This window comes from Cupriavidus alkaliphilus (genome assembly GCF_014191175.1).
Lineage (GTDB): Bacteria > Pseudomonadota > Gammaproteobacteria > Burkholderiales > Burkholderiaceae > Cupriavidus > Cupriavidus alkaliphilus.
The window spans coordinates 271386-293570 of the sequence record NZ_JACHWE010000001.1 but is presented as its reverse complement, the minus strand read 5'-3'; the positions used below and the strand labels follow the sequence as shown (position 1 = coordinate 293570).

The window sequence follows — 22185 nt, the reverse complement described above, 5'->3', positions numbered from 1 at the left end:
GTTCCGCCGAAGGCCTTGCAAGGCACGTCGCCGCACCGTCCGAAAAGCCGGGCCGCGGCCGCCGATTCATGGCAACGGTAACATCAGGCGCCGTCCTGTTCCTGCCACACCCTTCTGGCAGTGGGGAATCCGCCAGCTTGACAGTCTCCGGCTTTGCCAGAAAAATCGGTCGCACACCCACCGAAGGCCACGAGCCAAAGCAACAGCCAAGGCGGGTGATCCGTGAGCAGGGAGGCCCACGGCCCGCGGCGGCGAGTCAGCAATCAGACTGGCCACCTCGCGATAGCACACCTCGCCGCGCGTCATCGCCGGCCGCATTTCAGCACGCGGCCGGCCATGGCGCCGCAGTCCGTGCCGTCTGGCTGGCAAGCTTCCCCGCTTGAAAATCTGCTATTTCGTTGGGGGAGTATATGGCAAGCGGTATCGTCAAATGGTTCAATGACGCCAAGGGATTCGGGTTCATCAAGCCGGACGAGGGCGAAGAAGAACTGTTTGCGCACTTTTCGGCTATCCAGATGGCGGGCTTCAAGACACTGAAGGAAGGCCAGCGCGTCTCGTTCGAGGTGGTCCAGGGCCCGAAGGGCAAGCAGGCCACCAATATCCAGGACGCCAGCTAAAGCGCGCCGCGACCGCATCCCCGGCCGCAGAGCCACCGGAGCGGTCAACCAGGGTGTGGGGGATGCAAACCCCCGGGACGGGACCGATGCCAGCGCCCCCGCTGGCCGCCACGGGCGGCGCGGCGGGCACCGGCTCGCATCAGCGACACGCACACCCGATCGAAAGCCCGGCCTGGCGCCGGGCTTTCTGGTTTTTGAGCCGGCCTTCCTTGCAGCGCCCGCTCGCGCCGGTTCAGGTCCAGCCGTCGATCTTCAGGCCGCTGGCCTGTTCGGCCTCCTGCTTGGTGACCTTGCGCACAGTCTGGCCGAAGGTCCAGACATGGTCCTCGGCATCGCGGGCGGTGTAGGTGCGGTCACCATAGAACTCGTCCTGCGGCTCGCGCAGGATCACGGCCCCAGCGGCCCGGGCCCGCTCGCAATGCTGGTCGAGCCCGTCGGGCAGATGCACGTGCACGGTCTGGGTATTCTTGCCCCCGATCGACGCCGGGCTGGCGGTAAAGTCGGCCCACTCGCTGCCCACCATCAGGTAGCTGTCGCCGAAACGCATTTCGGAATGCACCAGCTGCCCTTGCTGGTCGCGGATCACCATGACGCGCTCGAAGCCGAACGCTCGCTCCAGCCAGTCCAGCGCCGCCAGCGGATCCTTGTAGAACAGTGCCGCGCCGAACGCGGTGCGGCGGAAGGGATCGTCCATGCCAGTCTCCCCCGGGCCGGATGCCCGTCAGTCCAGAAGTTCTAGCCAACGCCGCGTCAGCCGGCAAGAAAAAACCCCGGTACGGGGTATCCGGTACCGGGGTTCTTGTCGGCAGTTCGCCCGCCCTGGCGGGAGTCTGTGCTTACATATTGTCGATCATCACCTGCCCGAAGCCCGAGCACGATACCTGCGTCGCGCCTTCCAGCAGACGCGCAAAATCGTAGGTGACCTTTTTGGACAGGATCGACTTCTCCATCGACGCGATGATCAGGTCGGCGGCCTCGGTCCAGCCCATGTGGCGCAGCATCATTTCCGCCGACAGGATTTCCGAGCCCGGATTGACGTAATCCTTGCCGGCGTACTTCGGCGCGGTGCCGTGGGTGGCCTCGAACATCGCCACCGAGTCCGACATGTTGGCGCCCGGCGCGATGCCGATGCCGCCGACCTGCGCCGCCAGCGCGTCAGAGACGTAGTCGCCGTTCAGGTTCAGCGTGGCGATCACCGAGTATTCGGCCGGACGCAGCAGGATCTGCTGCAGGAAGGCGTCGGCGATGGCATCCTTGACCACGATGTCCTTGCCGGTCTTCGGGTTCTTGAACTTGCACCACGGGCCGCCGTCGACCAGCTCGGCACCGAACTCCTTCTGTGCCAGCTCGTAGCCCCAGTCGCGGAAGCCACCTTCGGTGAACTTCATGATGTTGCCCTTGTGCACCAGCGTCACCGACGGCTTGTCGTTGTCGATCGCATACTGGATCGCCTTGCGCACCAGCCGCTCGGTGCCCTCGCGCGACACCGGCTTGACGCCGATGCCCGAGGTGGCCGGGAAGCGGATCTTCTTCACGCCCATCTCGTTCTGCAGGAAGGCGATCAGCTTCTTGGCCTGGTCGCTTTCTGCCGCCCATTCGATGCCGGCGTAGATGTCTTCCGAGTTCTCGCGGAAAATCACCATATCGGTCTTTTCCGGCTCGCGCACCGGCGAGGGCACGCCCTTGAAGTAGCGTACCGGGCGCAGGCAGACATAGAGGTCCAGCTGCTGGCGCAGCGCCACGTTGAGCGAGCGGATGCCGCCGCCGACCGGCGTGGTCAGCGGCCCCTTGATCGACACCACGTATTCCTTCAGCACGTCCAGGGTTTCATCCGGCAGCCACACGTCCGGGCCGTAGACCTTGGTCGACTTCTCGCCGGCGTAGATCTCCATCCAGGCGATCTTGCGCTTGCCGCCGTAGGCCTTGGCCACGGCCGCGTCGACCACCTTGATCATCACCGGGGTGATATCGAGGCCCGTACCGTCGCCTTCGATATAAGGAATGATCGGGTTGTCCGGGACATTGAGCGAAAAGTCCTGGTTGACCGTGATCTTTTCGCCTGCCGGAACCTTGATGTGTTGGTACATGACGTCTCCAGTTACGGAACGGTTGTGACTGCCGCCGGTTCGTGGCCGGACGGCGAGATTCGGGAAGATGGCGCTGTGCATTGTAGCGGGCCTGGATGCCGCGCCCATACTGCCATGCATCATGCCGGCGCCATGCCTAGTCGGCTTCAGTCTTATATAAGACACAAGACTAATTTTATATTATGCAGCAATTTTTCATCATCCGCCAATCGGGCCGGACCCCGAGCCGGCCGGCCTGACCGACCTGCACACGCGCCGCTGCGGCATACTTGCGCCCCATGACCCTGATTGCCCTGAACAAGCCGTTTGGCACCATGAGCCAGTTCTCGGAACACCCGACGCGGCCGACGCTGGCGTCGTGCGTGTCGGTGCCCGGCGTCTATCCGGCCGGCCGGCTCGATGCCGACAGCGAGGGCCTGCTGCTTCTGACTGACGATGGCGCGCTGCAGGCGCGCATCGCCGACCCGCGCCACAAGCTCGAAAAGACCTATCTGGCGCAGGTCGAAGGCATTCCCGACGCGGACGCCCTCGCCCGCTTGCGCGCAGGTGTCGATCTTGGGGATTTCGTGACCCGGCCGGCGACGGTACGCGCGATCGAAACCCCCGACTGGCTGTGGCCGCGCCACCCGCCGGTGCGCTTTCGCGCCGCCATCCCGACGGCGTGGCTGGAGCTGAAGATCCGGGAAGGCAAGAACCGGCAGGTGCGGCGCATGACGGCGGCGGTGGGGTTTCCGACGCTGCGGCTGGTCCGGGTGGCAATCGGCGCGCTCGACCTGCGCGCGCTCGGCCTTGCCCCCGGCCAATGCTGCGAGGTGCCGCTCGCCGAGTCGGGCCTCGCGCTGACATCGCCTGCGGCGCGCCCTGTCCCGGCGCCGCGCACGCATGTCTCCAAGACCAGACAGGCGAACGACGCCAAGCGGCGCTTACGTTACAAAAGCTAACAAATCGACCGTCAACGCTGCCGACAGCGGCCTCGTTCTTGTCGGGGACACGTCCAACCACGCGTCACCACTTTCCCGATTGCTTTTATCCTTCGAGGTAATACGCCATGAAAAAACTGATCGCTGCACTGGTTGTCGGCCTGTTCGCCACCGGCGCCTTCGCCCAGGCCGCTGTGCCGGCCGATCCGGCCACGCCCGCGGCCGCGGCCACCAAGGAAGCCCCGAAGAAGACCGCAAAGAAGAAGGCCACCCACAAGAAGCACAGCAAGAAGAAGGAAACCGCTGCTGCCGCGGCCCCGGCCGCGTAACAGGTCTGGCGCCACTGCCGGGCCGTGCGCCCGCAGCAGAAAGCAAGGCAGGCCGCCACCAGGGCGCCTGCCTTTTTTGTTTTCGTGCCGGTTGCACCATGCTCAGCCGCTGGTGCAACGTGCGTTATGCTTGCGGCTGCCCGACGCCGAGCCTTCCCGGACTGACCATCATGCCCCTGTTGTCGAAGACCCTGATCTCACGCTGCTGCTTCGTGATCGCCGCATTGGCGGCCGGCGTTGCCAGCGCGCAAGGCGCGCTGCCGGTGGCGCCACTGACCGCGGGCATGTATGCGATCCAGGCCGAAGTCGCGGCCACGCCCGCTGCGCGCGAGCAAGGCCTGATGTACCGGAAATCGATGGCGCCCAATGCGGGCATGCTGTTCGTGTTCGAGCAGAAGGCGGGCCACTGCTTCTGGATGCGCAATACCGAGCTGCCGCTGTCGATAGCGTTTCTCGCCGACGACGGCACCATCGTCAACATCGAAGACATGGCGCCGCGTACCGAAAACAACCACTGCCCGAAGGCGGCCGTCCGCTATGCGCTGGAAATGAACCGGGGGTGGTTCGCGCAGAAGGGCATCAAGGCCGGCGCGAAGATCGGAGGATTGCCGCAGCCGCGCTGATGGGCGGCCGCGCGCGGCGCCGGCAAGGGAGCCGGCGCGGGTGCCGCTCAGTCGCGGAAGTTGTTGAAGTCCAGCGGTGCCTCGGACACATCCTTGCGCAGCATGGCGATCACGTTCTGCAGGTCGTCGCGCTTGGCGCCCGACACGCGCACCGTGTCGCCCTGGATGCTGGCCTGCACCTTGAGCTTGCTGTCCTTGATCATGCGCACGATCTTCTTGGACAGGTCGCCGGTCACGCCCTTCTTGATGGTGATCACCTGCTTGACCTTGTCGCCGCTGATTTTCTCGGTCTTGCCGTAATCCAGGAAGCGCACATCGACGTTGCGCTTGGCCATCTTGCTGATCAGCACGTCCTTGACCTGGTCCAGCTTGAAATCATCGTCGGCAAAGGCGGTCAGTTCGTTTTCCTTGTGCTCGACCCGGGCGTCGGAGCCCTTGAAATCGAAGCGCGTAGAGATTTCCTTGTTGGCCTGCTCGACGGCGTTCTTCACCTCGACCATGTTCGCTTCGCACACTACGTCAAACGACGGCATTGCATTCTCCTTGTGATCCGTATGCCCGGAAGCCGGCCGCGCACGGCGCCTTCCGTATAATCCAGCCTACCTCGCAGTTCCGGGTCGCGCACATCAGCGGCGGCCGCATCACCTTTCCCTTGCATGGCAGATTTCCACGAATTCTATCCCCTGCGTCGCCACAATACATTCGGATTCGATGCGCACGCACGCTTTGCGGTGCAGGTGCGCAGCGAGACCGACCTGGTCACGGCCCTTGCCGACCCGCGCGCCGAAGGCCTGCCCCTGGTGGTGCTGGGTGGCGGCAGCAATGTCGTGCTGACCGGCGATCTCGACGCGCTGGTGCTGCTGATGGAGATCCCCGGCTACCAGGTCGAAGCCACCAGCGAAGGCGGCGATGCCTGGCTGGTCACCACGGGCGCGGGCGAAAACTGGAATGCGCTGGTCAACCGCACCATCGCCGACGGCATGGCGGGGCTGGAAAACCTGGCGCTGATCCCAGGCACCGCCGGCGCCGCGCCGATCCAGAACATCGGCGCCTACGGGGTGGAACTGCGCGAGCGCTTCGCCGGCGTGCGGGCCTATGACCGGCACACCGGCACCTTCGTCTGGCTGGACCTGCAAGCATGCGAGTTCGGCTACCGCGACAGCCTGTTCAAGCGCGCCGGCGCCGGGCGCTACATCATTACCGCGGTCACGCTGCGCCTGCCGAAGGGATGGCAGCCGGTGCTGTCGTACGGCGAACTGGCGCGCGAACTGGACGGCCAGGCCGCGCCGGACGCGGCCGCCATCCGCGACGCCGTGGTCGCGATCCGCTCGCGCAAGCTGCCCGACCCGGCGCAGCTGGGCAATGCCGGCAGTTTCTTCAAGAATCCGCTGGTCAGCGCCGCGCAGCGCGACGCCTTGCTGCAGGCGCATCCGGACCTGGTCAGCTATGTGCAGCCCGACGGCTCGTACAAGCTGGCGGCCGGCTGGCTGATCGACCGCTGCGGCTTCAAGGGCCTGAGCGACGGCCCGGTGGGCGTCTATGGCAAGCAGGCCCTGGTGCTGGTGCACCACGGCGGCGGCACCGGCGCGATGCTGCTGGCACTGGCCAACCGCATTGCCGATACCGTGCAGGCCCGCTACGGCGTGCGCATCGAGCCCGAGCCGGTGGTGCTGTAAAGCTGACGGGCCAGCCGCGCTGGCCCGCCGCGACTGTCACTCGAAGTGGCAGACGTAGTCCAGCGTCTCCAGCACCTCGATGTCGAAGCTGCTGTTGCCCGGCACGCTGAACTGCTGGCCGGCGCCGTAGGTCTGCCAGTCTTCCGACCCGGCCAGCCGCACGCGGCAGCTGCCGGCGTTGATTTCCATGATTTCGGGCGCGCCGGTGTTGAAGGTGAGCGATGCCGGGAAAATCACGCCCAGCGTCTTGCGGGTGCCGTCCGGGAACAGCACGGTGTGGCTCACGCACTTGCCGTCGAAATACAGGTTGGCTTTCTTGACGACCGATACGTTGTCGAACTGGCTCACTTCCATCTCCTTGGGTGTCTTGCGAAAGACGTAAAAAGAGGGGCCGCAACGGCCCCTCTCCTGTTCACCCCGGGCGCGCTCAGTAGCGGCCGCAGAGCAGGTATTCCATCAGCGCCTTCTGCACGTGCAGGCGGTTTTCCGCCTCGTCCCAGACCACGCTCTTGGGGCCGTCGATCACGGCGGCCTCGACTTCCTCGCCGCGGTGCGCCGGCAGGCAATGCATGAAAAGCGCGTCGGGCGCGGCGCGGTCCATCATCGCGGTGGTGACCATCCAGTCCTTGAAGGCGCGCTTGCGGACGTCGTTCTCGGCCTCGAATCCCATGCTGGTCCACACGTCGGTGGTGACCAGGCTGGCGCCCTGGCAGGCCGCGAGCGGGTCGTCGAAGACCTTGACCAGAGCGGAGGCGGAAGCCGGCACCATGGCCGGGTCCAGCTGGTAGCCCGGCGGTGCCGAGAAGTGGAAGGTGAAACCGAGGCGCTCGGCGGCCTGGATCCAGGTGTACGCCATGTTGTTGGCGTCGCCGATCCACGCCACCGTCTTGCCGCGGATACTGCCGCGCTGCTCGATATAGGTGAAGACGTCGGCCAGCACCTGGCACGGGTGGTATTCGTTGGTCAGGCCGTTGATCACCGGCACGCGCGAATGCGCGGCGAAGCGATCGATGATGTCCTGGCCGAAGGTGCGGATCATGATGATGTCGACCATGCGCGAAATCACCTGCGCCGCATCCTCGATCGGCTCGCCGCGGCCCAGCTGCGAGTCGCGCGTGTTCAGGAAGACCGCGTGGCCGCCGAGCTGGTGGATGCCGGCTTCGAACGACAGGCGCGTACGCGTGGAATTCTTCTCGAAGATCATGGCCAGCGTGCGGTCATGCAGCGGATGCCAGGTCTCGTAGTTCTTGAACTTGGCCTTCAGGATCCGCGCGCGGTCCAGCAGGTACTCGTACTCGTCGGGAGTGAAGTCGCTGAACTGGAGGTAATGCTTGATCGGGGTTGAGCTCATAAAACAAAGAAGGCGGCTCGGTGGGGACACGCCGTCACGAACTGTTCTTGCAAACTGTTCAGGATCGAAGCGCGTCGCGGAGCCGCCTTTCGCGTCGCATACGCAATTTAACTGCAAGGATCATAAGGGATTATTTCTGCTTTGGCGAGCCCGGATCAACCCGGCCGCGGCCTGCCGCGCCGTTGCGCTGACAGCTTCCTGACAGGATTTCGCCCTTATGCGCAACTCTTATATAAGATATAATACTGGCTGATTCACGCGGGGCCCGGCATACCCATGCCAGTGCCCGCCGCCGGCATCAAAAGTGCCCCTGCAGGACACCGACGCCCCGCCTTCCGGCTGGAACCAGCGCGAACCAATCGCGTCCCGGCCGCGTCAAACGGGCGCCCCGTCCAGCGGGCTTACCGTCGAGTCATCCGCCTCACCCGCAGTGTCCAGCCTCATGAACCCCAACGTTCGCGAATACTTTATCCAAGGCATTACCAAGGAAGGCAAGACCTTCCGCCCGAGCGACTGGGCCGAACGACTGTGCGGCGTGATGGCGCAGTTCCGCCCCGAAGGAGACAGCGGCGACCCGCGCCTGACCTACTCTCCGTACGTGCGGCCGATCTTTGCCGGCAACGTCAAATGCGTGGTGGTGGACGTGCGCCTGCGCGACATCGAGCCCAAGGCGCTGGACTTCGTGCTGAACTTCGCCCGCGACAACAACCTGCAGCTGGTCGAAGCCTGCTCGCTCGAATAAGCCCGGCGGCGCCGGAAAGCAAAAAAGCTCGTCGGATGACGAGCTTTTTTATTGGCGGATGCCGGGGCATCCGTCCGTGCTGGGCCGCCTCAGCGGCCCGGGCAGCTATCAGGCAGCCATGGCCTTGATGGCGGCCGACAGGCGCGACTTGTGACGTGCAGCCTTGTTCTTGTGCACGATCTTCTTGTCGGCGATGCTGTCGATCACGGCTTGCGAGTTCTTGAAGATCTCGGCGGCAGCGGCCTTGTCGCCAGCGTCGATGGCCTTGCGGACGGCCTTGACGGCGGTGCGCAGACGCGAACGCAGGCTGGAGTTGTGAGCGTTCTGGGCAACGGCCTGGCGGGCGCGCTTGCGGGCTTGTGCGGAATTTGCCATGTAAAAAATATCCTGAATTCAGATGCGTGCCGCGGGGGACACAACAATTAAGTCATATCGAGCGACCCGGGATGCACTGACACACGAATCCGGAACGCAACTGTCCTTGTGAATCGGCAATTATACACAGATGCCGACGCACATGACAAGCCTGCAGGGACTTTGCCGGCGCAGGGGACGAGCGCCGGGCGATCCGTATAATAAGCGCCACATTGTGCCGGGCCACGTGGCGCGCCGGCAACTTTACTGCCCGGACCGCGTCTCAAGGAGCTCGCGGTGCCGCCGGGCACCGCTCCACCCGTCCCGCACCCGTCCGCACCTTGAACCTGCTCAAAGCGCTCGCCACCATCAGCAGCCTGACGATGCTCTCGCGCGTCACCGGCCTGGTGCGCGAGATCCTGATCGCCCGCGCCTTCGGCGCGTCGGACATGACCGACGCGTTCAACGTGGCCTTCCGCATTCCCAACCTGCTGCGCCGCATCTTTGGCGAAGGCGCGTTTTCGCAGGCCTTCGTGCCGATCCTGGGCGAATACCACACCAAGCGCGGCGACGCCCCGACCCGGGCCTTGATCGATGCCGTCGCCACCGTGATGACCTGGGTGCTGGTGGCCGTGTCGCTGCTGGGCGTGATCGGCGCGCCGCTGGTGATGACGGTGGTCGCCACGGGTTTCCGCGGGCAGGCCGATACCTATACCGCGGCCGTGTTCATGACGCGGGTGATGTTCCCGTATATCGGGCTGATCTCGCTGGTGGCGCTGGCGTCGGGCATCCTCAATACCTGGCGCAAGTTCGCGGTGCCGGCCTTTACGCCGGTGCTGCTCAACCTGTGCCTGATCGTGGCGGCGCTGTTCGTCGGCCCGCACATGGAGCAGCCGATCTACGCGCAGGCGTGGGGCGTGCTGGTGGGCGGCGTGCTGCAGTTGGCGATCCAGGTGCCGGCGCTGCGGCGCCTGGGCGTGATGCCGCGCATCCGCTTCAACCTGCGCGCGGCGTGGTCGGACCCGGGCGTGCGCCGCATCCTGCGCCAGATGGGGCCGGCGCTGCTGGCGGTATCGGTGGCGCAGGTGAGCCAGATCATCAATACCAATATTGCTTCGCGGCTGGCGGCGGGGAGCGTTTCATACCTGACTTATGCCGACCGGCTGATGGAATTTCCCACCGCGCTGCTGGGCGTGGCGCTGGGGACGATCCTGCTGCCGAGCCTGTCCCGGGCCAACGCGGCTGGCGACCATGCCGAGTACTCCAGCCTGCTCGACTGGGGCCTGCGCCTGACCTTCCTGCTGGCCGTGCCGTGCGCGGTCGGCCTGTTCGTGTTCGGCGCGCCGCTGACCGCGGTGCTGTTCAACTATGGCAAGTTCGACGCCCATGCGGTCGAGATGACGCGCCAGGCGCTGGTCTCGTATGGCGTGGGCCTGATGGGGCTGATTTCGATCAAGATCCTCGCGCCGGGCTTCTACGCGCGGCAGGATATCCGCACGCCGGTCAAGATCGCGCTGCTGGTGCTGGTGATCACGCAGATGTGCAACGTGGCATTCGTGCCCTGGATCGGCCATGCCGGTCTGGCGCTGTCGATCAGCGCGGGCGCCACGCTCAACGCGCTGCTGCTGTTCTTCGGCCTGCGCCGGCGCGGGCTGTACCGCCCGGCGCCGGGCTGGTGGCTGTTCCTGGCGCAGCTGAGCGCTTCGGTGCTGCTGCTGTCAGGCATGCTGCTCTGGTTCGCGCGCAACTTCGACTGGATCGGCCTGGGCGCGACGCCGCTGCTGCGCATCGCGCTGCTGGCTTCGTGCCTGGTACTTGCAGCGGTGGTCTACTTCGGTACACTGTGGCTCATGGGACTGCGCTACTCTGCCTTCAGGCGCCGGGCCGGCTGATGGGTCAGCGGCAACTGCCATTGCCGGCTGACCGCCTGGCATTGGTGACCCACGCTGCGCGCGGTGCCTGCGGCTGCACCGGGAAACCGACATGACATCCACCAAAGTCCTGGATTATTTCGCCAGCCTCGTGGCCGACGAAAACGGCATCCCGCTCACCGAGACCGCGCTGTCGATCGCGCAGGACGCCTATCCCGACCTGGACCTGCAGGGCGAGCTGGCGGCGCTGGACGTGCTGGCGCTGCGCCTGAAGCGGCGAATTGCCGAAGGCACCCCAGCGATCCAGCGGCTGCGGCTGCTGAACCATTTCTTCTATCGCGATCTCGGCTTCGGCGCCAACGCGAACGACTACTACGATCCCGACAACTCCTACCTGAACGTGGTGCTGCGCCAGCGCCGCGGCATCCCGATCTCGCTCGCGGTGCTGCATATGGAGCTGGGCCAGCAGATCGGCCTGCCGCTCAAGGGCGTGTCGTTCCCCAACCATTTCCTGCTGCGGATGACGATCCCGGCCGGCGAAGTGATACTGGACCCGCTCACCGGCGAGACCCTGTCGAAGGAACAGCTGCAGGAGATGCTGGACCCGTACCTGGAGCGCGAGGGCATCAGCGATGCCAGCCAGGTGCCGCTGGGCCTGTTCCTGCGCCCGGCGAGCCACCGCGAGATCATCGCGCGCATGCTGCGCAACCTGAAGGCGATCTATCTGCAGGAATCGCGCTGGCAGCGGCTGCTGGCGGTGCAGAACCGGCTGGTGATCCTGCTGCCGGGTTCGATCGAGGAAGTGCGCGACCGGGGCCTGGCCTATGCCAATCTGGAGTGCTTCCGCCCCGCGTTGGCCGACCTGGAAGCCTATGTCCAGGCCCGCCCCGATGCCGCCGATATCGGCCAGATCCGCGAGCGCATGCCCGCGCTGCGGATGATGAGCCGCAGCCTGAGCTAAGGCGGCTCCACTGACGTGGCTCAGCGCTCCACGCGCGTGGGCCGGCGGCGGTTGCCGCGCACCAGCTTCCACAGGCCGCCCAGCACCAGCGGCACCACGGCCGCGCCGATGCCGGCCAGCACGATCAGGTTCAGGTACTGGCGAATGAACGGCAGGTTGCCGAAGAAGTAGCCGGCAAACACCAGGCCGACCACCCACGCCACGGCGCCGATCACGTTGAACATCTGGAAGCGCGCAAAGGTCATTTGCGACACCCCGGCCACGAACGGCGCGAAGGTGCGCACGATCGGCACGAAACGCGCCATCACCAGGGTCTTGCCGCCATGCCGCTCATAGAAGTCATGGGTACGGCGCAACGCATCCTGGTCGAGGAAGCGCCACTGGTGGTCGAACACCTTGGGCCCGATCCAGCTGCCCACCCAATAGTTGACGGTATTGCCCGAGATAGCCGCCACCAGCAGCAGGCCGATCAGCGCCCATTCGTTCATGGCCCCGGTCGCGCAGAAGGCGCCGGCGATAAACAGCAGCGAGTCGCCCGGCAGGAACGGCAGGACCACCAGCCCGGTCTCGGCAAAAACGATCAGGAACAGGATGGCATAGACCCAGTGGCCGTACTGGTCGATGACGGTGCCGAGGTATTTGTCGACATGCACCAGCATGTCGATCAGCTGCAAAGCGAGATCCAAGTCGTTCCCCGTGTGGTGGTTTGACGGTTTCGTTCCATGCGGCGCCGATGTCCGATCCACGCCGCCATGGCATGAATCATACAAGAGCGGCCGCGCCTTTCCCCCTCCTCGGCAACCCGTCTGCGTGGGGGAACGTCCACGTATAATCGCCGGATGCCAGCCGCCCCTTCCAGCACCGCCTTGCGCACCACCCAGCAACCGCGCCCGATCCGGCCGCTGCCGGACCAGCTCATCAGCCAGATCGCCGCCGGCGAAGTGGTGGAACGCCCGGCGTCCGTGGTCAAGGAACTGCTCGAAAACGCGCTCGATGCCGGCGCCACGCAACTGGGCATCCGGCTGGAGGAAGGCGGCGTGCGGCGCATCGTCATCACTGACAATGGCTGCGGCATTCCCGCCGCCGAACTGCCGGTGGCGCTGATGCGGCACGCCACCAGCAAGATCGCCTCCCTCGACGAACTCGAATCGGTGCTGACGCTGGGCTTCCGCGGCGAGGCGCTGGCGTCGATCGCGTCGGTGTCGCAGATGTCGCTGACCAGCCGCACCGCGGCCGATGCCCATGCCACCCAGGTCAGCGCCGACTCCGGTGCGGTGCAGCCCGCTTCCGGGGGTGTCGGCACCACTGTCGATGTGCAGCACCTCTACTTCAACACGCCGGCGCGCAGAAAGTTCCTCAAGACCGAACAAACCGAGCTGGGCCACTGTCTGGAGATGGTCCGGCGCGTGGCGCTGGCACGGCCGGACGTGACCATCTCGGTCCATCACAACGGCAAGCCGCTGGAGCACTGGAATGCCGGCGACGTCGCCTCCCGCACCGCCCAGGTGCTGGGCAACGACTTCGCCCGCGCCCGGCTTGCGCTGGACGAGCACGCCGACACCCTCAGCCTGTACGGCTTTGCCGGGCTGCCCACCGCCTCGCGCGGCCGGCCGGACCAGCAGTACTTCTTTGTCAACGGCCGCTTCGTGCGCGACAAGCTGCTCAACCATGCGGTGCGCAGCGCTTACCAGGACGTGCTGCACGGCGACCGCTTCCCGTCCTATGTGCTGTGCCTGGACCTGCCGCCGGAAATGGTCGACGTCAACGTGCATCCGTCCAAGATCGAAGTGCGTTTCCGCGAGTCGCGCGCCGTGCACCAGTTTGTCTACCACGCGGTGCAGCGCTGCCTGGCGCGCCAGGCCGGCGCCAACGGCGACAGCCTGCATACCGATGCCGACGGCGAGATCACGCTGCCGCCGGGCGCTGCGGCGCCAGCGGCTGCGGCGCGGCCTGGCGCTGGCGGCCCGGGCCAATGGATCAACTATTCCGCGGCACGGCAGACCGAGCTGGGCATCGCCCAGCCGCGCCAGGCCTACCTAGGCATGGTGCGCGAAGCCACGGCCCCAGCGGCACGCCCCTACGGCGCGACCGGACCGGCTGCCGGCGGTTGGGCCGGCGCGTCGGCGCAACCACCGGCCTGGCTCGCCGAGGTCCAGGCGGCGCGCGCCGGGGATCCGCCCGGCCTGCTGGACCGGCTGCCGCCGGCGCCGGCATCCGGCGATGGCGGCGGTGACGAACACCCGCTGGGCTATGCCATTGCCCAGCTGCACGGCATCTACGTGCTGGCGCAGAACGCGCGCGGGCTGGTGCTGGTCGACATGCATGCGGCGCACGAGCGCATCCTCTACGAGCAGATCAAGGCCGGGCTGGACGCGCGCGACCTGGCGGTGCAGCCGCTGCTGATCCCGGTCACGCTGCCCGCCAGCCCGGTCGAGATCGGCGTCGCCGAAGAACACCAGGAGACGCTGACGCTGCTAGGCTTCGATATCGCGCCGGTGTCGCCCACCACGCTGGCGGTGCGCGCGGTACCGGCGCTGCTGCAGCAGGCCGATGCCGAGGCGCTGGCGCGCGACGTGCTGCGCGACCTGCACGCCTACGGCGGCTCGCGCGTGCTGGCCGAGCGCCGCAACGAACTGCTCGCGACCCTGGCCTGCCACAGCGCGGTGCGCGCCAACCGCAAGCTCACCGTCGAGGAAATGAACGCGCTGTTGCGCCAGATGGAGCAGACCGAGCGCGCCGACCAATGCAACCACGGCCGGCCCACCTGGGTGCAGCTGACCGTGACCGAGCTCGACCGGCTGTTCCTGCGCGGGCAGTAGGCCGCGCGCTTGCCCCTTCGATTCAAGGCTTTCCGATGTCCGTAGTACCCAACGATTCCGCCGCGCATGCGCCCGTGGTCTGCCTGCTCGGCCCCACCGCGTCGGGCAAGACCGCCGCCGCGCTGGCGCTGGCGGCCGACGCGCCGGTGGAGATCATCAGCCTGGACTCGGCGCTGGTGTACCGCGAGATGGATATCGGCACCGCCAAGCCGACGCGCGACGAACTGGCCGTGGCGCCGCATCACCTGATCGACATCATCGACCCGGCCGAGAGCTACTCGGCCGCGCAGTTTGTCGGCGACGCCGAGCGGCTGATCGCGCAGATCCGCTCGCGCGGCCATGTGCCGCTGATCGTGGGCGGCACCATGCTGTATTACAAGGCGCTGACGCAGGGACTCAACGACCTGCCGCAGGCCGATGCCGCGCTGCGCGGCGAGCTGGACCAGCTCGCCGCCGAACGCGGCTGGCCAGCCCTGCATGCGATGCTGGCCGAGGTCGATCCGGTCACCGCGGCCCGGCTCGCCCCCAATGACGCCCAGCGCATCCAGCGCGCGCTGGAGATCCACCGGCTGTCCGGCCAGCCGATGTCGGCGCTGCTGGCGCGCCAGGCCGAGGGCCGTACCTTTGCCGGCGTGGCCGACCAGCGCTACCGCGTGATCGCGCTCGAGCCCTCGGACCGGCTGGCGCTGCATGCCCGCATCGCCAGTCGCTACGACGCCATGCTGGCGCATGGCTTTATCGAAGAAGTCGAGCGGCTGCGAGCGCGTGGCGACCTGCATCCCGGACTGCCGTCGATCCGCTGCGTCGGTTACCGCCAGGTGTGGGAATACCTGGATGGCGAGGCCGACTTTGCCACCATGCGCGAGCGCGGCATCGCCGCCACGCGGCAGCTGTGCAAGCGCCAGCTGACCTGGCTGCGCAGCACGCCCGAACGGCTGGTGGTGGATTGCCTGGCGGCCGATTATGTCGACCAGGTGCGCAGGCTCGCGGACTTTGCGCACTGATCCAGCCGCATCACGCTGGCACGGCAAGTGACGGACAGGCGATAATTCCTGATTCCTGTACTCGCAAGCCGAACCGCATGTCCAAGCCCACCTTTACGCTGCGCTCCGCCACCGCGGCCGACAGCGAAACCCTGTTCAACCTGATCCTGGCGCTGGCCGAATACGAAAAGCTGACGCATCTCGTCGAAGCCACGCCGCAGAAGATCGAGGCGGCGCTGTTCGGCGCCACGCCGCATGCCGAGGCCGTGCTGGTGGAAGTCGAGGCCGAGGTCGAAGGCAATGCGGCCCGCAAGGCGGTGGGCTTTGCCCTGTTCTTCCATAATTTCTCGACGTTCCTTGCCAAGCCCGGCCTCTACCTGGAAGACCTGTATGTCGATCCGGCCTGGCGCGGCCACGGCCTGGGCAAGGCCTTGCTCAAGCACCTGGCGGCACTGGCGGTGGAGCGTGGCTGCGGCCGCTTCGAATGGTCGGTGCTGGACTGGAACCAGCCGTCGATCGACTTCTACCAGGCCATGGGCGCTGACGTGCTGCCCGACTGGCGCATCTGCCGCGTGACCGGCACCGCACTGGACAAGCTCGGCGCGAAATAAGGCGGCAACCGGTCCACCGTCGGTGTTATACACTTGACGCTGAACCGCCATACAATGACAGCACCGACTGTCTTTTCTCCGGACCGCGACAACCGCCATGCCACGCACCAAAGCCGAACCGCCCGCCAAGCCTGCCGACGGTATCCCTGACACCGAGGCGGACGGCGCGCGCGGCGCATCGGTCGAGGAAATCGCCGACCGCATCCTGACCGCGATCTGGGAGCACCGCCTGCCGCCGGGCACGAAACTGGTCGAGGAAAAGCTGGGCGGCGTGTTCGGCGTCAGCCGTACCAAGGTGCGGCTGGCCTTCGCCAAGCTCGCGCACGAGGGCGTGCTGACCGTGCATCCCAACCGCGGCACCTTTGTCTCCAGCCCGAGCGTGGCCGAGGCGCGGCAGGTTCTGCATTCCCGCCACCTGCTGGAACCCGCGCTGGTGCGCGACCTGGCCGGCGCGATCAGCGCCAGGGGCGTGCGCGCGCTGCGCGAGACCACGCGCCAGGAAGCGCAGGCGCGCGACAGCAACGACCGCCGCACCATCATCCGGTTGTCGGGCGAGTTCCACTGCAAGCTGGCGGAAATGACGGGCAACCAGTACCTGGGCAAGTACATGCGCGAGCTGTGCTCGCTGACCTGCCTGATCATCGCGCTGTATGACGCGCCGGGCGTGCCGTCGTGCCCGCATCACGAGCACGACGATATCGTCGATGCGCTGGAAGCCGGCGACGGCGAACGCGCCGCGCGGCTGATGAGCGAGCACCTCGGCCACGTCGAAAGCACGCTGCGCCTGGAGTTGCCCGCCGAAGAGAAGGTGGACCTGGAAGCGGTGTTCGCCGCGGTCTGAGCCGCGGCGTCGGCCGGAAAGCCAGCCGCTTGGCTTGGCGATGCCCGCCTGGCGATTCAATGACCCTCAGTTAAGTGACCGTCGTCCCCGCGAAAGCGGGGACCCAGTGACTTTTAACGACGCTGGGTTCCCGCTTTCGCGGGAATGACGGCAGCAATTGAAACCTGTCTGAACGGCATTACGCCTGGCGGTGCTCGATGCGCGCCGCCAGCGCCGCGGGCAAACCCAACGTGGGCTTGGCATCCGGGCGGCGGAACGTGCCCGCGGTGGCCTTGCGCGGCTGCAGCGCGACCAGCGCCTCGGCCTGCTTGACGGCGGCGGCCATCTGGTCGACTACCGGCACCGGAATGCGGTCGCGCACGCGCGCGGCCAGGCCGGCCAGCGGCGCGCCGGCCAGGATCACCACGTCGGCCTCGTCCTCCACCACCGCGCGGTTGGCCAGGTCCACCAGCACGGCTTCCTTTTCTTCCTGCACGTCCGACACCGAGGCAAAGCTGCCGTCGAGCATGCGGATGCCGGCCAGCCGGCCGCGCAGGCCGTGCATGTCGACGCATTCCTCGTACCAGGGGCCCAGCGCGCGCGCAAAGGTGACGATGGCAAAGCGCCGCCCCAGCATGCACGCCGACAGCATCGCCGCCTCGGCCATGCCCACCACGGGCAGGTCGAACAGCTCGCGCGCGCCCATCAGGCCGGGATCGCCGAAGGCGGCGATGACCGCCGCGTCGAACTGGCCGTGATGCTCGGCCAGCATTTCCAGCGCGATGGCGCCGCCGATCTGCGCCTCGGCGCGGGTGGCGATATACGGCACGCCGCGGCTGGCGGTCAGCGGCACCAGTTCGGTGCCGGGCGCGGCGGCTTCGGTGGCCGCGGCCATCAGGCGCGCGGTGATGCCTTCGCTGGTGTTGGGATTCAGAACAAGGATTCGCATGTCAGGGATCAGGCAGGATTGACGAAAGACGCCAGCAGGCTCTCGACCAGCCTTGCGGCGGCCAGCACGCTGCGGTCGGCACCGCGCGGGCCGGCGATCTGCAGCCCCACCGGCAGGCCATCGCGGCCGCTGCCGCAAGGCACCGAGATCGCCGGCGCCAGCGCATGGTTGAAGAAGGGCGTGAACACGGCGTGGGCGCGCGGCTCCACCGCCACCCCGCCGATGCGCTCCGGCCCCAGGCGGTCGTTGCGCCAGGCCACGCACGGCGTGGTCGGGCACAGCAGCAGGTCATAGCGGGTAAAGAAGCCGGCCAGCGCCAGCGCGATCTGGCGGCTGGCCTCGCGCGCGCGCGCCACCTCGGCGCCGGTCCACGCCAGGCCGCGCTCGATCTGGCGCGCGACGTCGGCATCGAACACTTCCGGATCGCGGCGCCAGGCCTCGCCATAGAGGTTGGCCAGGCCGACATGCTGCAGCGGCATCAGCGCGGCCTCGTCGGCACCCCGCGGCCACGCCGGGTCGGCGCGCTCGATGCTCAGCCCCGCGGCCTGCAAGCGGGCCACGGCCTGGTCGAAGGCCTGCGCGACATCGTCGTCGACCGGCGTGTCCAGGCCCAGGCGCGGACTGACCGCGATCTTCAGCGTATGCAGCGGCCGCGCCGCGCCCAGCGAGAACCCCAGCGTATCGGGATCGCGCGGATCGGCGCCGGCCAGCGCCTCGAACATCAGCTCGGCATCGGCGACGGTGCGCGTGATGGGCGCAATCACCTGGATGCCGTTGAAGGCATGGGCGAAGCCGACCGCGTCGGGAATCGCGCCGTAGGACGGCTTGAAGCCGACCACGCCGGCATGCGCGGGCGGACGCCGGCTGGAGCCGCCGCCATCGGTGCCCAGCGCCAGCGGCGCCATGCCGGCGGCCACAGCCACCGCGCAGCCGCCCGACGAGCCGCCCGCGGTCAGCGTGGCATCGAGCGGATGGCGCGTCAGGCCGTAAACCTTGTTGGTGGTCAGGCCCTTGCAGGCGAACTCCGAGGTGTTGCCCATGCCGAGCACGATCGCGCCGGCCCGGCGCAGCCGTTCGACCGCGATCGCGTCGGCGGGGGCGATGAAGTCGCGGTACAGCTGCGAGCCCTGCGTCACGCGCCGGCCCTGGCTCCAGATCACGTCCTTGACGATCACCGGCACCCCGGCCAGCAGCGGGCGCTCGCCCTGCGCCAGGCGCGCGCGCAATTGCGCCAGGTCGGCATCTACCAGTTCCTGGCGTTGTTCGAAGACCGCGTTGAGCTGGTCGTTGCGCGCCGCGATGCGGGCCTGGAACGCCGCGGCCACCTCGGCGGGATCGAGGCGCCCGGCGGCAACGCGGGCGGCGATGGTGGCGGCATCCAGGCGGTTGGTCAGTTCCATGTCTACAGTGTCGGTCAAGGCATCAGTCACGCAAAGCACTGGTCACAGGGTGCCGCCCGAGGTGCGGTAGCGCGGCCGTGCCATTTCGGGCAGGCCGCACGGCAGGAACTCGCCGTGGCCGGCCTCGGCCATCACTTCGCCCTCGTGCGCCACCACCTTGCCGCGCACCAGCGTGGTCACCGGCCAGCCGGTCACGCGCAGGCCCTCATACGGCGTGTAGTCGACGGCATGGTGCAAATCGGTATTGCGGATCGTCACTTCGCGCTGCGGATCCCAGATCGCCAGGTCGGCATCGGCGCCGATGGCGATGGTGCCCTTGCGCGGATGCAGGCCGTAGAGCTTGGCCGGGTTGGTCGAGGTCAGCGCGACGAACTGGTTGACCGAGATGCGGCCGCCCACCACGCCTGCCGAGAACAGCAGCGGCAGCCGCGTCTCGAGTCCGGGGATGCCGTTGGGGATGTACTGGAACGGGACTTCCTGGCCGCCGGGCTTCTTGCCCTGCGCGTCTTCGTAGCGGAACGGTGCATGGTCGGACGAGAAGATGGTGAAGAGGCCGTCGGCCAGGCCGTCCCAGATCACCTGCTGGTTGCTGCGGTCGCGCGGCGGCGGACTGCACACGCACTTGGCACCGTGGTAGCCGGGCTGGTCGAGGTCTTCGGCGGTCAGGAACAGGTACTGCGGGCAGGTCTCGGCAAAGATCTTCATGCCGCGGTTGCGCGCCCAGCGGATCTGCTCGACCGCTTCCTTGCCCGACACATGGACGATCAGGATCGGCACGTCGACCAGCTCGGAGAACGTAATGGCGCGGTGCGTGGCCTCGCGCTCGATCGCCATCGGCCGCGCCAGCGCGTGGAACTTCGGCGCGGTGTTGCCGGCCGCCTCCAGCTTGTCGGTCAGCCACGCGATGCAGTCGGAGTTCTCCGCATGCACCATCACCAGCGCGCCTTCCTGGCGCGCCACCGACAGCACCTCGAGGATCTCGCGATCGTTCAGCTTGAGGTCGTCGTAGGTCATGTAGACCTTGAACGACGAATAGCCTTCGCGGATCAGGCCCGGCAATTCGTCGTTCAGCACGGCCTCGGTGGGGTCGGCCACGATCAGGTGGAAGGCGTAGTCGACCACCGACTTGCCGCCGGCGCGGCGGTGATAGTCGGCCACCGCCGCGCGCAGCGAGTGGCCCTTCTCCTGCGCGGCGAAGGGGATCACGGTGGTGGTGCCGCCGCACGCCGCCGAGACCGAACCGGTGCGGAAGTCGTCCGCCATGCGCAGCCCGTCCGGCATCGGCTGGTCCAGGTGGCAGTGCGCGTCGACGCCGCCCGGCAGCACCAGCTTGCCGCTGGCGTCGATGACCTGCGCGGCCTCGCCCAGGTCATGGCCAAGCTGCACGATGCGGCCGCCGGCGATGCCGATATCGCATTGCATGGTGTCGCTGGCGGTCACCACGGTGCCGTTGCGGATGATGAGGTCGAACTGTTTCACGGTACGGATTTGTTGTGAGGACAAGGAGAGAGCCCGCGCTTCAGCGGTCAGCGTCGGACAGGTGCATGCGCGCGGTTTCACGCGCCGCGAACGCCGCCACCGCGATCAGCGCGCACACCGCCGCCAGGTAGAGCGCCACCGGCATGGTGTTGCCGAAGCGGTCGAGCAGGCCCACGGCAATCAGCGGGGCCAGCGCGCCGCCGAACACGCCGGCAAACTGGAAGCCCAGCGAGGCGCCGGTCACGCGCACCCGGGTGGCGAACAGCTCGGGCAGGAACGACGCCAGCGGCGAGAACATGAACGACACCAGCACCATGCCGACGAAAGAGGCCAGCATGATCAGCGCCGGGCTGCCGGTCTTGACCATGGCGAAGAACGCGAACGCCCACACCGCGCCGCCGATGCCGCCGATCATCAGCACCGGACGGCGGCCGATGCGGTCAGCCAGCAGGCCGGCGATCGGGATGAACAGGATCTGCGCCACCGCGCCCAGCAGCACGGCATTGAGCGCGATGCTCTTGGGCAGGCCCAGCTTGGTCGGCACGAAGTACAGCAGGAACAGCGTGAACACGTAGAACGCGATGTCGCCGCCCAGCCGCGCGCCAAAGGCGATCAGCAGCTGCTTCTTGTAGTTGCGCAGCACCTCCATGATGGGCGCGCGCGCTTCGGCATGCGATTCCTCCAGCTTCTCGAACATGCCGGATTCGCGCACGTTGGAGCGGATATAGAGCCCGACCCCGACCAGCAGCGCCGACAGCAGGAACGGCACGCGCCAGCCCCAGCTGAGGAAGGCTTCTTCCGATACCTGCCACGTCACCAGTGCAAAAATACCGTTGGCCAGCAGCAGGCCGATCGGCGCCGCCAGCTGCACCAGGCTGCCGAGGATGCCGCGCCGTTTGCCTTCGGGATCGAGCTCGTTGACCATGATCGCCGCCCCGCCCCACTCGCCGCCCAGCGCCAGGCCCTGCACCACGCGCAGCAGCACCAGCAGCAGCGGCGCCAGCGCGCCCGCCGTGGCATAGGTGGGCAGCAGGCCGATGCCGAAGGTGGCCAGGCCCATCATCAGCAGCGTGATGATCAGGATCGACTTGCGGCCCATCTTGTCGCCGTAGTGGCCGAAGATGGCCGCGCCCAGCGGCCGCGCCACGAAGGCCACGCCGTAGCTGGCAAAGGACAGCAGCGTCGCGGTCAGCGGATCGCTCTGCGGGAAGAACAGCTTGGGGAAGACCAGCGCTGCGGCCGATCCATAGATGAAGTGGTCGTAGAACTCGAGCGTGGTGCCGGCCAGGCTGGCCCCGGCGACGCGCGCGACTGACTGTTTGCTGGCCGACGCGCCTTTTTCCGCGGCGTCGATGCTGACTGCTTGCATGGTGGATCCTCCAATGGTCCCTGGCCCGCCCTGGTGCACCGGTGATTCCGGCGTCGGATTCAGGCGTTGTCTCCGGACGCCGCATGCTTGTGCGGCGTCTTTGCTCAGTACATTAGGCCATAAACCGCCATACAATCAAGCAAAATATTGTTTGTCAGAAATGGTGCATATGCATGCTGGAGTTTGGTGCAATGCACCAGGGCAGCCTCTGCCACCACATGGCG

The 22185-nt window shown here is 67.1% G+C and carries 23 protein-coding genes; 12 read left to right on the top strand and 11 right to left on the bottom strand.

Features of this window, described 5'->3' with window-relative positions; all coding sequences use genetic code 11:
* The first annotated feature begins 410 nt into the window (after positions 1-410).
* The gene (locus tag FHX60_RS01495) at positions 411-617 is read left to right on the top strand and encodes a cold-shock protein (protein ID WP_012353757.1); all 207 of its coding nucleotides are present in this window, start codon (positions 411-413) and stop codon (positions 615-617) included.
* Between the two features lie 232 nt (positions 618-849).
* On the opposite strand, the gene FHX60_RS01490 is transcribed toward FHX60_RS01495, so the two are convergent.
* Positions 850-1311, bottom strand: coding sequence for a VOC family protein (locus FHX60_RS01490; protein WP_183282367.1), 462 nt, complete (start codon positions 1309-1311; stop codon positions 850-852).
* A 142-nt stretch (positions 1312-1453) separates the two neighbouring features.
* A complete protein-coding gene (gene icd, locus FHX60_RS01485) occupies positions 1454-2704 on the bottom strand; it encodes an NADP-dependent isocitrate dehydrogenase (protein ID WP_112774326.1) in 1251 nt (416 codons plus the stop codon).
* A 278-nt stretch (positions 2705-2982) separates the two neighbouring features.
* On the opposite strand from icd, the gene FHX60_RS01480 reads away from it, so the two are divergent.
* From FHX60_RS01480 to FHX60_RS01470, 3 genes are all read left to right on the top strand, one after another.
* Positions 2983-3645: a pseudouridine synthase gene (locus tag FHX60_RS01480; protein ID WP_183282366.1), complete on the top strand. Its 663-nt coding sequence runs from the start codon at positions 2983-2985 to the stop codon at positions 3643-3645.
* Between the two features lie 107 nt (positions 3646-3752).
* Entirely contained in the window at positions 3753-3953 is a 201-nt protein-coding gene (locus tag FHX60_RS01475) for a hypothetical protein (RefSeq protein ID WP_092306538.1), read from the top strand.
* Positions 3954-4123: 170 nt separating this feature from the next.
* Entirely contained in the window at positions 4124-4576 is a 453-nt protein-coding gene (locus FHX60_RS01470; RefSeq protein ID WP_112774324.1) for a DUF192 domain-containing protein, read from the top strand.
* Between the two features lie 47 nt (positions 4577-4623).
* Here FHX60_RS01470 and FHX60_RS01465 read toward each other — a convergent pair whose 3' ends face one another.
* Positions 4624-5109: a YajQ family cyclic di-GMP-binding protein gene (locus FHX60_RS01465; protein ID WP_183282365.1), complete on the bottom strand. Its 486-nt coding sequence runs from the start codon at positions 5107-5109 to the stop codon at positions 4624-4626.
* A gap of 123 nt (positions 5110-5232) precedes the next feature.
* Here FHX60_RS01465 and murB point away from each other — a divergent pair, with 123 nt between their 5' ends.
* Positions 5233-6252, top strand: a complete 1020-nt coding sequence (murB, locus tag FHX60_RS01460) for a UDP-N-acetylmuramate dehydrogenase (RefSeq protein WP_183282364.1) — start codon at positions 5233-5235, stop codon at positions 6250-6252.
* Positions 6253-6288: 36 nt separating this feature from the next.
* Here murB and ppnP read toward each other — a convergent pair whose 3' ends face one another.
* Positions 6289-6600 carry a pyrimidine/purine nucleoside phosphorylase gene (gene ppnP / locus FHX60_RS01455; RefSeq protein WP_183282363.1) on the bottom strand — a complete coding sequence of 104 codons (312 nt, stop codon included), beginning with the start codon at positions 6598-6600 and terminating at the stop codon, positions 6289-6291.
* A 79-nt stretch (positions 6601-6679) separates the two neighbouring features.
* Positions 6680-7603, bottom strand: a complete 924-nt coding sequence (argF, locus tag FHX60_RS01450; protein ID WP_112774321.1) for an ornithine carbamoyltransferase — start codon at positions 7601-7603, stop codon at positions 6680-6682.
* A 442-nt stretch (positions 7604-8045) separates the two neighbouring features.
* Here argF and FHX60_RS01445 point away from each other — a divergent pair, with 442 nt between their 5' ends.
* Positions 8046-8345, top strand: coding sequence for a DUF3579 domain-containing protein (locus tag FHX60_RS01445; protein ID WP_012353767.1), 300 nt, complete (start codon positions 8046-8048; stop codon positions 8343-8345).
* Positions 8346-8453: 108 nt separating this feature from the next.
* Here the strand turns inward: FHX60_RS01445 and rpsT are convergent, their stop codons facing one another.
* Positions 8454-8720 (bottom strand): 30S ribosomal protein S20, encoded by a 267-nt coding sequence (gene rpsT / locus FHX60_RS01440; protein WP_006579059.1) that lies wholly within the window; start codon positions 8718-8720, stop codon positions 8454-8456.
* A 320-nt stretch (positions 8721-9040) separates the two neighbouring features.
* Here rpsT and murJ point away from each other — a divergent pair, with 320 nt between their 5' ends.
* Together murJ and FHX60_RS01430 are read left to right on the top strand one after the other, a co-directional pair.
* Entirely contained in the window at positions 9041-10591 is a 1551-nt protein-coding gene (murJ, locus tag FHX60_RS01435) for a murein biosynthesis integral membrane protein MurJ (protein ID WP_183282362.1), read from the top strand.
* A gap of 91 nt (positions 10592-10682) precedes the next feature.
* Positions 10683-11531: a SirB1 family protein gene (locus FHX60_RS01430; protein ID WP_092306526.1), complete on the top strand. Its 849-nt coding sequence runs from the start codon at positions 10683-10685 to the stop codon at positions 11529-11531.
* 20 nt (positions 11532-11551) lie between these two features.
* Here the strand turns inward: FHX60_RS01430 and FHX60_RS01425 are convergent, their stop codons facing one another.
* Positions 11552-12205 carry a VTT domain-containing protein gene (locus FHX60_RS01425; protein ID WP_092306524.1) on the bottom strand — a complete coding sequence of 218 codons (654 nt, stop codon included), beginning with the start codon at positions 12203-12205 and terminating at the stop codon, positions 11552-11554.
* A 165-nt stretch (positions 12206-12370) separates the two neighbouring features.
* Between FHX60_RS01425 and mutL the strand changes: the two genes are divergently transcribed.
* The 4 genes from mutL to FHX60_RS01405 all read left to right on the top strand — a co-directional run bounded on the left by mutL (position 12371) and on the right by FHX60_RS01405 (position 16785).
* Entirely contained in the window at positions 12371-14350 is a 1980-nt protein-coding gene (gene mutL / locus FHX60_RS01420) for a DNA mismatch repair endonuclease MutL (protein WP_183282361.1), read from the top strand.
* Between the two features lie 35 nt (positions 14351-14385).
* Positions 14386-15354: a tRNA (adenosine(37)-N6)-dimethylallyltransferase MiaA gene (gene miaA, locus FHX60_RS01415; protein ID WP_183282360.1), complete on the top strand. Its 969-nt coding sequence runs from the start codon at positions 14386-14388 to the stop codon at positions 15352-15354.
* A gap of 77 nt (positions 15355-15431) precedes the next feature.
* The gene (locus tag FHX60_RS01410) at positions 15432-15944 is read left to right on the top strand and encodes a GNAT family N-acetyltransferase (protein WP_183282359.1); all 513 of its coding nucleotides are present in this window, start codon (positions 15432-15434) and stop codon (positions 15942-15944) included.
* Positions 15945-16041: 97 nt separating this feature from the next.
* Positions 16042-16785, top strand: coding sequence for a GntR family transcriptional regulator (locus tag FHX60_RS01405; protein ID WP_183282358.1), 744 nt, complete (start codon positions 16042-16044; stop codon positions 16783-16785).
* A gap of 178 nt (positions 16786-16963) precedes the next feature.
* Here FHX60_RS01405 and FHX60_RS01400 read toward each other — a convergent pair whose 3' ends face one another.
* Genes FHX60_RS01400 through FHX60_RS01385 form a run of 4 tightly spaced genes read right to left on the bottom strand, consistent with a single transcriptional unit; the run spans position 16964 to position 21961 of the window.
* Positions 16964-17713 carry an aspartate/glutamate racemase family protein gene (locus FHX60_RS01400; protein ID WP_183282357.1) on the bottom strand — a complete coding sequence of 250 codons (750 nt, stop codon included), beginning with the start codon at positions 17711-17713 and terminating at the stop codon, positions 16964-16966.
* An 8-nt stretch (positions 17714-17721) separates the two neighbouring features.
* Positions 17722-19113 carry an amidase gene (locus FHX60_RS01395; protein ID WP_183282356.1) on the bottom strand — a complete coding sequence of 464 codons (1392 nt, stop codon included), beginning with the start codon at positions 19111-19113 and terminating at the stop codon, positions 17722-17724.
* 42 nt (positions 19114-19155) lie between these two features.
* Positions 19156-20592: a dihydropyrimidinase gene (gene hydA / locus FHX60_RS01390; protein WP_183282355.1), complete on the bottom strand. Its 1437-nt coding sequence runs from the start codon at positions 20590-20592 to the stop codon at positions 19156-19158.
* A gap of 40 nt (positions 20593-20632) precedes the next feature.
* Positions 20633-21961: an MFS transporter gene (locus FHX60_RS01385; RefSeq protein WP_112774312.1), complete on the bottom strand. Its 1329-nt coding sequence runs from the start codon at positions 21959-21961 to the stop codon at positions 20633-20635.
* Between the last annotated feature and the right edge of the window lie 224 nt (positions 21962-22185).